This window comes from Pontibacillus chungwhensis BH030062, assembly GCF_000770675.1.
GTDB classification, from domain to species: Bacteria; Bacillota; Bacilli; order Bacillales; family BH030062; genus Pontibacillus; species Pontibacillus chungwhensis.
The window spans coordinates 17,884-30,323 of sequence record NZ_AVBG01000003.1; the positions used below are offsets into that span (position 1 = coordinate 17,884).

General features: G+C 40.2%; 10 protein-coding genes. 1 reads left to right on the forward strand and 9 read right to left on the reverse strand.

What is annotated here, in order from left to right; all coding sequences use genetic code 11:
• Positions 1–101 precede the first annotated feature (101 nt).
• From ctaF to cyoE, 5 genes are all read right to left on the reverse strand, one after another.
• Entirely contained in the window at positions 102–419 is a 318-nt protein-coding gene (gene ctaF, locus N780_RS04815; RefSeq protein ID WP_036780875.1) for a cytochrome c oxidase subunit IVB, read from the reverse strand.
• Between the two features lie 3 nt (positions 420–422).
• A complete protein-coding gene (locus N780_RS04820; RefSeq protein ID WP_036780877.1) occupies positions 423–1,061 on the reverse strand; it encodes a cytochrome (ubi)quinol oxidase subunit III in 639 nt (212 codons plus the stop codon).
• Positions 1,058–2,917, reverse strand: a complete 1,860-nt coding sequence (ctaD, locus tag N780_RS04825) for a cytochrome c oxidase subunit I (protein ID WP_036780878.1) — start codon at positions 2,915–2,917, stop codon at positions 1,058–1,060. Before ctaD ends, N780_RS04820 begins: the two co-directional genes overlap by 4 nt.
• 24 nt (positions 2,918–2,941) lie before the next feature.
• A complete protein-coding gene (coxB, locus tag N780_RS04830; protein ID WP_036780880.1) occupies positions 2,942–4,033 on the reverse strand; it encodes a cytochrome c oxidase subunit II in 1,092 nt (363 codons plus the stop codon).
• A gap of 86 nt (positions 4,034–4,119) precedes the next feature.
• Positions 4,120–5,061, reverse strand: a complete 942-nt coding sequence (cyoE, locus tag N780_RS04835) for a heme o synthase (RefSeq protein WP_036780883.1) — start codon at positions 5,059–5,061, stop codon at positions 4,120–4,122.
• Between the two features lie 669 nt (positions 5,062–5,730).
• On the opposite strand from cyoE, the gene N780_RS04840 reads away from it, so the two are divergent.
• Positions 5,731–6,657: a COX15/CtaA family protein gene (locus tag N780_RS04840; RefSeq protein WP_036780884.1), complete on the forward strand. Its 927-nt coding sequence runs from the start codon at positions 5,731–5,733 to the stop codon at positions 6,655–6,657.
• A 38-nt stretch (positions 6,658–6,695) separates the two neighbouring features.
• Here the strand turns inward: N780_RS04840 and N780_RS04845 are convergent, their stop codons facing one another.
• The 4 genes from N780_RS04845 to N780_RS04860 all read right to left on the reverse strand — a co-directional run bounded on the left by N780_RS04845 (position 6,696) and on the right by N780_RS04860 (position 12,357).
• Positions 6,696–7,091: a VOC family protein gene (locus tag N780_RS04845; protein WP_036780886.1), complete on the reverse strand. Its 396-nt coding sequence runs from the start codon at positions 7,089–7,091 to the stop codon at positions 6,696–6,698.
• A 114-nt stretch (positions 7,092–7,205) separates the two neighbouring features.
• The gene (pyc, locus tag N780_RS04850; protein ID WP_036780888.1) at positions 7,206–10,649 is read right to left on the reverse strand and encodes a pyruvate carboxylase; all 3,444 of its coding nucleotides are present in this window, start codon (positions 10,647–10,649) and stop codon (positions 7,206–7,208) included.
• The gene (ftsW, locus tag N780_RS04855) at positions 10,616–11,863 is read right to left on the reverse strand and encodes a putative lipid II flippase FtsW (protein ID WP_036780889.1); all 1,248 of its coding nucleotides are present in this window, start codon (positions 11,861–11,863) and stop codon (positions 10,616–10,618) included. Before ftsW ends, pyc begins: the two co-directional genes overlap by 34 nt.
• Positions 11,864–12,075: 212 nt before the next feature.
• Positions 12,076–12,357, reverse strand: a complete 282-nt coding sequence (locus tag N780_RS04860; RefSeq protein WP_036780890.1) for an Fpa/YlaN family protein — start codon at positions 12,355–12,357, stop codon at positions 12,076–12,078.
• Between the last annotated feature and the right edge of the window lie 83 nt (positions 12,358–12,440).

Genomic DNA, 12,440 nt, shown 5'->3' on the forward strand with positions numbered 1-12,440 from the left:
CCACGTCGTTCCTCACATAAGAGTGACAAGTGTTTGACAAATTGCTAATTATGAATAACAAAAAAGGTTGGAGAGGAATCCCCTCTCCAACCTCCTTTTCCTTACCACCAAACAATTGTGACCATCGCTAGGACCGTTAGAAGTGCTACAAATATACCGGAGTATAAAAATAGCGCTGGTAAGCCGTGCCCTTTGTGGCTCATATGCATAAAGTAGTAAAGCTGAAACCCAACTTGGACGCACGCTAACAGAATGATAACTGGTATCGTGAACATCGGATTATATTCCGCTATAACCATCCCAAATGCAACGAGCGTAAAGATAATCATCAAAGCAAACGTAATAAGTTGGTACTTCATTTCTTCTTTATTTTTTTGTTTGTAAAACTCATAACTAGTGGAATTGGTGTTTTTTGCCATAAATTAGCCCCCCAATTTTCCCATTAGGTATACTACCGTAAAGATAAATACCCAAACAACATCGATAAAGTGCCAGTACAAACTTGCAATATAATACTTTGGTGCATTATATAAGTTAAGGCCTCGTTTAGAGTTACGTACCATAAGCGTAACGATCCATAATAACCCAAACAGTACGTGCCCACCATGGAAACCAACGAGAGCATAGAATGCAGAACCAAAAGCATCAGATGTAAAAGTATGCTCTTCATGCATAATATACTCGTAAAACTCGTAAATTTCTAAACCAAGGAATGTTAAACCAAGAGCAACCGTAATCCCTAGCCATAATTGCATCTTACCAAAGTCTAAATTTTTCATATGGTAAATCGCATAAACACTTGTTAATGAGCTGGTCAATAGAATAACCGTCATAATAAAGACAAGTTCAAGACCAAATAACTCTGCTGGACCTGGGCCACTCGTGTTAGACTCAGGTCCATTTAAAGCTAAATACGTTCCGAACAAACTTGCAAATAAAACTGTTTCTCCTCCTAGGAAAAACCAAAACCCTAGGAATTTATTTTTCCCTTCGAGGGTGGCTTTTTCAGGCTCGTGTGGGCTTTGCCCTGGTTTTAGTCTTTGTAGTTGATCGCTACTCATTCAGAACCAGCCCCCTTTTCTAGGTCTTCTTTATGAATGTGATAACCGAGGTCATCTTTAACAGATCTTACGAACATAGATCCAAGAGTTATGAGCATACCGGCGATACCTACGATTAACCAGTTCTTGTCATCAACTTGGTAAATGAAACCGAAACCAGCAATGAATAGTCCGAGCGACATAACAAATGGAATAAAGGAATTATTCGGCATGTGAATATCACCAAGAGGTTCAGCTGGAGTCATTTTTCCATTACCTTGACGCTTTTCAATCCATAACGGGTCAAGTCCACGTACAAGTGGTGTTTGTGTAAAGTTATAGAATGGCGGTGGTGATGGAATAGACCATTCTAGTGTACGACCATCCCAAGGATCACCGCTAACTTTCTCACCTTTCACAGATGTTACGATAACGTTGATAAGGAAAATGACAGCACCAATGGCCATTAAGAAGGCACCAATTGTACTTACCAGGTTACCTAAATCAAGATCTTGGTTCGGCAAGAACTTCCAATAACGACGAGGCATTCCCATTAAACCTAGGAAGTGCTGAATAAAGAATGTTAAATGGAAGCCAACAAAGAACGGCCAGAATGCAAGCTTTCCTAATTTCTCACTTAACATCGTACCGAAGAACTTAGGCCACCAATAGTGTAGTCCTGCAAATACGCCAAACACTACTCCTCCTACAATTACATAGTGGAAGTGAGCAACAACGAAGTACGTATCGTGGTACTGGTAGTCAGCCGCTGCTGCTGCAAGCATAACCCCACCAAATCCTCCAAGTGTAAAGGATGGGATGAAGGCCACTGTCCATAGCATCGGTGTTGTCATTCGGATGCTTCCGCCCCACATTGTAAATATCCAGTTAAAGATCTTAATACCAGTAGGAACAGCAATAGCCATGGTGGCAATCGCGAATATGGAGTTCGCTACCGGACCTAAACCAGTTGTAAACATATGGTGTGCCCATACCATGAACCCTAAAAACCCAATTAGGACTACTGCGAAAACCATTGCAGAGTACCCAAATAGACGTTTCTTAGAGAACGTAGAGATGATGTCACTAAACAATCCAAAAATCGGCAATACGAGAATGTATACTTCCGGGTGTCCGAAAATCCAGAATAAATGCTCCCATATGACATGGTTTCCTCCCATTTGAGGGTCGAAGAAATTCGCACCAAACATGCGATCGAACATCATAAGGAACAGACCAACTGTTAGAGCTGGAAATGCAAAAAGAATAAGTACACTTGTTACAAATGCCGTCCACGTGAAGAGTGGCATACGCATGTATGTCATACCAGGTGCACGCATGTTCACAATTGTCACAAGGAAGTTAATTCCTCCAATTAGCGTACCTGCACCAGAAATTTGAAGACCCATTACGTAGTAATCTACACCATGTCCTGGTGAAGTCGTTGACAAGGGTGCATAAGCTGTCCAACCAGCATCAGGTGCACCTCCTGTAAACCAAGAAACATTAAGTAAAACGCCTCCAAAGAAAAAGAGCCAAAAACCTAATGAGTTTAGAAATGGAAATGCGACGTCACGTGCTCCGATCTGTAATGGAACCGCAATGTTCATTAATGCAAAAATCAATGGCATTGCAGCTAAGAAGATCATGGTTGTTCCGTGCATTGTAATCAGCTGGTTATATAAACCAGCAGAGACAAAATCATTGTCAGGCACCGCAAGCTGTATTCGAATCAGCATTGCTTCTAATCCACCCGCAAGGAAGAAAATACCACCAGCGACTAAGTAAAGAATCGCAATTTTCTTGTGATCCACTGTGGTCAAGTAATCCCATAGGGTAGCGCCAAAGCCTTTCTTTTGCGCAGTAGCTGTACTCACGCTACGACCTCCCTTTTCTCTCTATTATTGTGCTTCAGCATCCTCAGGTGTGATTTCTGTAGGATTAAGCTGTAGTAAGTAGTCAGCCAGTTGTTCCGCTTCCTCTGAAGTTAACGGATTGTCGGCATCAGTATTCCCGTATTTACCTGTCATCTTATTACCTGGTTTGATATCTTCTGGGTGCTGTAGCCAATCAATAAGGTTTTGCTTATTGTTGTCTAAAATACCAGCGATTTTCACACGAGAACCAAAGTTTGTTAGATTAGGTCCTGCGGCAGCTGGAGAAGATCCAATCGCATGACAAGCGATACAGCTTTTACTATTAAATAACTCTTTTCCGGCTTGTGCCGATTCAGACTCAGGTGTAGCGTCTGGATTTACGTTTTTCATTTCTTCTACCCACTGGTCAAATTCTTCCGGGCTTACCGCTACTACTTTAAAGCTCATTAGAGAGTGTGAAGGACCACATAGCTCCGCACACTTACCGTAATAAACGCCCTCTTCATAAGCATTAATCCACATTTCATTGACGTTTCCAGTACCAGGGTTTGTATCCATCTTTCCTGCAATTGCTGGAACCCAGAACGAGTGGATAACATCACTAGCTGCTAATTTTAAGTATACACGTTCCCCAGTAGGGATATAGAGATCTTGACTAGCTTGAACCTCAAGACCGTTATAATTATAATGCCACCAATACTGTTTTCCTGTCACTTCAATCGTAATAGCATCTTCTTTGTCTTCTTCTGCCGGAGTTGTATCAGCCAGCATAAATGTCTTTTGAACAGTTGGTACAGCCAAAACAACTAGTAGTAAAATTGGAACCACTGTCCATAACAATTCAAGAAACTTGTTTCCTTCTGTTTGCTTCGGAATGTAGTCTTGATTGTCCTCCTTCTGGCGATAACGAATCAAGACGAAGAAATAAAGCGCCATAACTATGACCCCTACTACGACCATTATGATAACGCTTAACATCATAAGATCATAAATGACATCAGCGCCTTCACCTTTGGGTTCTAGAGCTGTAAGATTCGGCAGCCCACAACCGGTCAAGGTCAGCAGCATAATGCCAAAAAGGAACAGAACGCGAGACTTTCCCATCCATCCTTTCATTAAAGATACCTCTCTTTCTCTTTGTAATATTGCAAATATTTATTATTAAGAATCAGGAAAACTCTTTAAGAGTTTTCCTGATCAACTTAAAAAGGGTTAGGCAATGTAACAACAATCATTGCTACAAATAGAATAGTCAAATAGTTTAAAGAGTAAACAAACATCCATGTTGCCCATTTCATATCATCCTTCATGAAGAAGCCTGCTACCCCTATGGCAAACCATCCGACACTTAGTAAAGCGGCGATTACCATGAAGACTGTACCTAAAGAATGAAGATAGAATGGAAATGGCAATAAACATGCTGTATAGATTACAATTTGGCGTTTTGTGATTGAGAATCCATGAACGACAGGTAGCATTGGTATGCCTGCCTCTCGATACTCTTCTGTTTTCTTCATGGCAAGGGCCAAGAAGTGAGGTGTTTGCCAAATAAACATGACGAAAAATAATCCCCACGCTACTGGGTGTAAACCAGGATCAATCGCTGCCCATCCTATCAGAGGTGGAACAGCACCTGAAAAACTACCAATAACCGTATTTAATGTGTACCTTCTTTTTGACCACATTGTATAAAGAACAACATAGGTAAACCATCCAAAAGCACCGATTAAAGCAGCTACCCACGTGGTAAATAGTAAAAAGAGTAGGCCTAATGATGTCACACTAACGCCCATTATTAGGATGTGTTTTAATGCGATCGTTCCTGTTACAGTTGGCCGGCTTTGGGTACGAGACATTACTTTATCTATATCCCGGTCGTAATAATTGTTAATAATACAACCACCTGCAATAACAAAAGCAATCCCAATCATAGACATTAAGAATGCTTGCCAATGATCAAAAAAGGATGCCTCGGTGAAGTGTACCGCTAGCCAAAAACCAGCAAATGCAGTCATTAGATTTGAATTTATAATCCCTATCTTAATCAAAGAAAGGATGTCAGCCCATAAGGATGAAGTGGTTTCATCTCTGGCTGAACGATTCATCACTTGTGATGTTGACTCAACAGTTCTTGGATTGTTCATCGTTCTTCGTATTCCTCCTTCAACCTTCCCTCACAATTCGTTCATATTCTACTTAGTATAAACAAACTCCTAACATTTTAAAGGAGGGCGTGTTGTAAAAACTTTTATGAACGTGCAGATTCTAAACATTCCATCCTATTGTATCATGGAATAGATTTTCTATCTATTTAATCAGAGATATTTTAAGTTGTGAAATATCTGTGAACACCCCTATAACAAGACATAGATGACATGTTTTATATGAGGAGTTAGAGAGGATTATAGGTTGGATAAGAATTGTAAGTATCGGAACAAATCCCCTATTTATTTCTAGCAAACAACCGTTTACATTGCAAGCACTTTCTTTACATTTGTTGTGAAAAATCCAATTCTATATATAATAGACCAATCACCAGCACAGAGGCTAAACTGAAATAAAAGTAACAGTTGGGACACGTAGAGTCCATGGTTACTAATCGATCAGGGATGAAAGAATCCTACTAGCTTTTCGTCCCCCTTACTAAACATGTATTTTACATAAGTCAAACATTTTAAATTTCCTACACTTTAAAAATCATGGTATCATAGAGTTTGTGTCGATTTGGTGAACATTACGCTCGATAATTGCACTTATTTTTTTATTTATATTAATATAGATATGTTCCACTAAATATACAGAGAGGTGGAGAAATGATTAAATTATTAAAATGGCTTTCCGTTCTATCGTCTCTTGGAATGCTATTTGTCCTAATAGGCGGCGCGCTGGTAACAAAAACAGATTCAGGTATGGGTTGTGGAAAAAGCTGGCCGTTATGTCACGGTCAAATCATCCCAACTAACATTACTCCAGAGCTCATTATAGAAATGGCTCACCGTCTTGTTTCCGGAGGCGTTGGATTATTTGTATTAGTGTTATCCATTCTAGCATGGAGATATATAGGACATATCCGAGAAACAAAGTTACTTGCATTTTTATCCATTTTCTTCTTAGTTGCTCAAGGGCTAATTGGAGCAGCTGCAGTTAAATTTGGACAATCAGATTTTGTGTTAGCAATGCATTTTGGTATCTCATTGATTTCTTTTGCATCTATATTCTTATTAACCCTATTGATTTTTGAGATTGATAGGAAGTTTGATGCAGATTCTCTTTATATTGATCGAAGTTTGCGCATTCAATTTTATAGTTTAGCTATTTACACATTGGCTGTGGTTTATACAGGTGCACTTGTTCGCCACGTTGGAGCAAGCGTCGTATGTACAGGCTGGCCATTCTGTGACAATAACAGCCCGTTGCAACTCGGATCCTTTAATATGCATGAGTGGGTCCAAATGGGACACCGCTTAGCAGCTGGTTTAATTTTTGTTTGGGTGGCTTATTTGTTTATCAGAATTAGGAAGCAATATAAGTCAAATGGAGTAATGAGAACAGGCTGGAACCTTGCATTTCTCCTTATGGCTCTTCAGGTGTTCTTAGGCGCAATGATTATTGTTACACAGCTCAACTTGTTTATTGCCCTTTTACACGCCCTCGTAATAGCATGCTTCTTTAGCTTGTTAACTTACTTTATTTTGTTATCTTCTAGAAGTGCAAAATATGATAAAACTAAAAATAATTAGTTGGAACGAAAAAGACCGTAGAGATCTCTACGGTCTTTTTAATGTTCTGTGACAATTTGCCAACGCACCCCAAAACGGTCTTCTAGCCTCCCAAACATAGCTCCCCAAAACATTTTCTCAAAAGGCATGAACACTCGCCCTTCTTCAGAAAGCCTACTAAATACTTCCCTAGCCTCTTCTTCTTCCTCAAACTCAAGCGTAAGATCCATTTGATTTCCGGAGATTGTCTCCCCTTCTATTCGATCCGCCATAAAAAAGTGCTGTCCTTTCGCTTTAAGCACAAGGTGCATCACACTATCCTTTATCTCACTTGGCATATCAGGTGCCTCTTCAAAGGTCTGAATGCTTACAACTTCTCCATCTAACGCATACGTATAAAAATCTGCTTGCTCCCTTCCATCATCACAAAAGAAATATGGATAAAATACCGCCATTGAATCCCTCCTTGAAATTGATTATGCCTGAATTTATTCTAGAATATCCCATAAAAAGCGCTTAGAGTATTTGGCTCTAAGCGCTTTAAATGCTAGTCTTCACTGTGTACCACGTTATTCGAACTCGATTAACAAATCACCTACATGAATTGCTTCTCCATTTTTAACGTAAATGTTTTTGATCTTCCCATCAAATGGGGCCTGAACCGTAGTTTCCATCTTCATCGCTTCAGTAATCATAAGATGGTCACCTTTATTAACGGTTTCACCTTTATTCGAGATAACACTTACAACTGTACCAGGCATCGTAGCCCCGATGTGTTTTGGATTTTGCTTATCCACTTGAGGACGCGCCTCTACAGATGCTTTAATATTTTGGTCTTTGATAACGACTTCACGAGGTTGGCCGTTCAATTCAAAGTAGACCACTCTTGTAGCATCTGGCTGAGCTTCACCAATCGAAACAAGTTTAACAATTAACGTTTTTCCTTGCTCGATTTCTACTTCAATTTCTTCGCCAAGACGCATTCCATAAAAGAACGTCAATGTATCTAATACTGACATGTCCCCGTATTGCTCATAAAACTGATGATAATCCATAAACACTTTAGGATAAAGTGCATAGCTAATCATATCAAAACTCGTCACTTGACGATCTAGCTTTTGGAAGAGATTTTCTTTTAGATCTTTAAAGTCCACAGGTTCAAGAAGTTCACCCGGCCGTACGGATAATGGTTCCTTCCCTTTTAGAATGATGCGCTGAAGCTCTTGAGGGAACCCTTGGTACGGTTGACCCAAATACCCTTGGAAGAATTCAAGAACAGAATCAGGAAAATCAATTGATTCACCCTTTTCATACACATCATCTTCAGTTAGCTCATTCTGCACCATAAAGAGCGCCATATCTCCAACTACTTTGGAAGAAGGAGTTACTTTAACAATATCACCAAACATATCGTTTACCCTGCGATACATACGTTTCACTTCGTCCCAACGTGATTCAAGACCAACTGCCTTTGCTTGCTGTTGAAGATTACTGTATTGCCCGCCTGGCATTTCGTGTTGATAGACTTCAGAATGAGGTGCCATCATGCCGCTTTCGAAATCTTGATAATACTTTCGAATATCATGCCAATAATGGCCCAACTCCTCGTAAGCATTGACATCAATGTTTGGTTTTCGATCATTTCCCTCTAGAGCATAATACAGACTGCTTGCACTTGGTTGAGAAGTTAAACCAGCCATCGTACTAGCAGCAACGTCAACTACATCTACACCTGCTTCTATAGCCCGTGCGTAAGTGAAAATTCCATTTCCACTTGTATCATGGGTATGGAGGTGAATTGGTATATTTACTGTCTCCTTTAACGCTGAAACCAATTGAAAGGCCGCTTCAGGCTTCATGACTCCTGCCATATCCTTAATTGCTAAGATATGAGCGCCAGCATCCTCTAATTCTTTCGCTAAACTCGTATAATAGGCCAAGTCATATTTAGGGCGGGATGGATCTAAAATGTCTCCTGTATAACACATTGCCGCTTCAGCAATTTTCCCTGTGTCTCTAACCGCTTCAATGGCTAGCTTCATTCCTTCCACCCAGTTTAAGCTGTCAAAGATACGGAAGACATCAATGCCTGCCTGAGCACTCTTTTCAACGAATTCCTTAATGACATTATCAGGATAGTTCTTATACCCAACTGCGTTACTAGCACGAAGAAGCATTTGGAATAACATGTTTGGCATTTTCTCACGCATGGTTAACAGGCGTTTCCAAGGATCTTCCTTTAAGAATCGGTAGGATACATCAAAGGTTGCTCCTCCCCACATCTCTACAGAAAATAGATTAGGAAGTAATCGTGCTGTAGGTTCTGCAATATGCTCCAAATCCTTACCTCTAACACGAGTAGCTAATAGAGATTGATGGGCATCCCTGAAGGTAGTGTCAGTATATAATACTTCTTTTCTATTCTTCAGCCATTCAGCGACTGCTTCTGGTCCTTGTTCATCAAGTAATTGTTTCGTGCCAGCCGCAATGGGTTCAGAATGTTTCACTACCGGCTCTCTAGGTTTAGGCAAAGCAGGTTTCTTTCTGTGAGAAGTACCTTCAAAACCATTAACCGTTGTAGCTCCAATATAAGAGAGCATTTTAGTCCCTCTGTCTTTTCTTTTCGGAAATACAAATAACTCAGGTGACTGGTCAATAAAGGTTGTGTTGTACTCTCCTGACAAGAACTTATTGTGCAGAATAACATTTTCGAGGAAAGGAATATTTGTTTTAATCCCTCTTATCCTGAATTCCCGTAAGTTACGCACCATCTTATGAGCGGCCTGATCGAAGCTTAGTGCCCAAGTGGAAACCTTCACAAGCAACGAGTCATAATAAGGCGAGATGACAGCACCTTGGAACCCATTTCCTGCATCTAAACGAACTCCAAACCCACCTCCAGATCGGTATGCCATAATTTTTCCTGTATCAGGCATAAAATTATTAAGCGGGTCTTCTGTTGTTACACGAGATTGAATGGCAAAGCCATGTGTACGAATATCTTCCTGTTTAGGGATGCTGATTGGCTTATCAAACAAATTATATCCTTCAGCAATCATAATTTGAGCTTGCACAATATCAATACCGGTGATTAATTCTGTAATCGTGTGTTCTACCTGGACACGCGGATTTACTTCGATGAAATAGAATTCATCTCCTGAAACAAGAAACTCAACTGTTCCGGCATTTAAGTAAGTGACATTGTTCATTAATTTAACAGCAGCTTCACACATCCGTTCACGGATATCGTTATGTAAGGAAACGCTAGGAGCGACCTCCACAACCTTTTGGTGACGTCTTTGAACCGAACAATCTCGTTCATATAAATGCACGATATTACCATCGGCGTCCCCTAAAATCTGCACTTCAATATGTTTTGGATTTTCAACTAACTTCTCCACGTAAACATCATCGTTACCAAATGCCGCTTTCGCTTCCGATTTGGCACGGTCATATCCATCCTGGAGGGCAGCTTCACTACGAACAATGCGCATTCCACGACCGCCACCACCTAGGGCTGCTTTAATCATGATTGGATAACCGTGTTTTCGACCAAATGCTTTTACTTCTTCGATATCTGTTACAGGCCCATCTGTTCCAGGAATTACTGGAATGTCTGCTTGAATAGCTTGATATCTCGCTTTAACCTTATCACCAAACATATTTAAATGTTCACTTGTTGGCCCAATGAACGTAAGTCCCTCTTCTTCACATCTTCTTGCAAAATGAATGTTCTCAGATAAGAATCCATAACCAGGGTGGATGGCATCAACACCCACACTCTTCGCTATTTCAATAATGCCTTCAATATCCAGATAGGCGTCAATTGGCTTCTTTCCTTCACCGACAAGATAAGCTTCATCAGCTTTGTAGCGATGGTAAGAACCACTATCTTCCTTTGAATAAACCGCTACTGTTCTTATATCAAGTTCTGTACATGCACGAAATACTCTTATAGCAATTTCGCCTCGATTGGCAACTAATACCTTATTGATCTTCTTTCGTTCACCCATTGTCTTCCTCCCCTAGCTTTTCTTTGTTGCTGTATTGTAGGTGCATTTGTACTAGATCTACCATCATCAGTGACATTCTTGTTGTAAACCTTCGGCTGATCTTCTAGACGCACCTGTCTAGCTATATTATTTAAAATTCCCATAGAGGCCAATAAGACCACTAAAGAAGAACCTCCATAACTAATAAATGGCAACGGTACTCCCGTAATAGGAAGGAGACCACTTACAGCCCCCAGGTTAATAATTGTTTGAATACCAACCATTGATGAAATCCCAATTGCCAAAAGACTTCCAAATGCATCTTTACACTGTCTTGCGATAAACAATCCACGAAGGACGATGACTGTCAGAAGTCCGATACCAATTAATACACCTAATAAACCTAGCTCTTCAGCGATTACCGCCATAATAAAATCTGTGTGTGGTTCAAGAAGGTAACCTAGTTTTTGAACACCTTGTCCAAGACCATCACCACTTATACCACCTGTTCCAATTGCAATATACGACTGTATTAAATGATAACCATCATCAGCCGGATCTGAGAAGGGTTCATAAGCTCCTGTAAAACGAGCGACACGCTCTGAATCCGTCACAACGGACGTTAATATGAAGATGGTAATCAAAGCTCCACCAAGAACCGCTAACATGCTTATTATTTTCGGGTGAATACCAGCACTCAAAAAGATAGTTGCTGCAATGAGCGCGATGATGGAAGCCGTCCCCACATCCGGTTGCCAGATGATCAACCCAAGAATTAGGAACGTAATAAATAATGGTGGTATAACACCTCTTCTAAAGCTCGATAACCGATCTTGCTTTTTGGCGAGTGCGGAGGCAAGGTACATAATTAAGCCTACCTTCGCTAACTCTGCCGGCTGAACTCGAATAGGACCTAATACCAGCCAGGAATAAGCACCATTTACATAATCCCCAAGCGGAGACCAGACTAACGCAAGCAATATGGCAACGCCGAACAAGATTAACGGCATCCATTTCTGATACTTCTGATAGGGTATACTAATTGTTACTATAAATGCAATCAACCCTAAACCACACCAAATTAATTGCTTGTTTAGATAATGATCTGGAGAGTAACCCCACTTTGCAACGGCATAAACCATTGATGCACTATAAATCATAACGACTCCAAAAGCTGTTAAGATCAACGGTGTAAAGATTAAAGTGAAATCAAAGTTTTTCCATAATTTTTTCATTGTTGTCCATCCTTATGTAATTGGTTTTGATCCCTTATATTTTTTTACTAGATTAAAGCATCAAATTCCTTCTTTGCAAGAAAAATATTATCATCTACTATCATACTTTTTCCTTATGCCAGATATACATCACTCCTTTTCCCCACTACTCATTGCCTAGATAGTAAAAAAACTCAAATGTTCACCAGAGGGGTGAAATTTGAGTTTATCTGTCAGGACTTTTGAGAGGCTTCATGCAGAGCATTCATTTCTTGCTCTAAGTTTTCGAGAAGCTTCTTGCCATCCTCTTCCCTTATTAAATTCAAGCGGACAGCGAAATCAATCTCTCGTGATAGTCCGAACATTTGGGTATCTAGAACCTCTTCATATAGAGGACACTGCGGCATGGTTAGGTTATCCATCTGAACTTTGATGAGTTTTGCTATTTTATCCGCATCAGCCTTAAGAAGGGCGTAGGCTTGTTGGCGATGATCGATCGCTACTTCTGATGACACGTTAATCCCCTCCGATTAAAACAGACTTTCTTTTATTTATATTATAGGTTAAGGGACAAAAATGCAAGGAAAGTTCAGAAAGA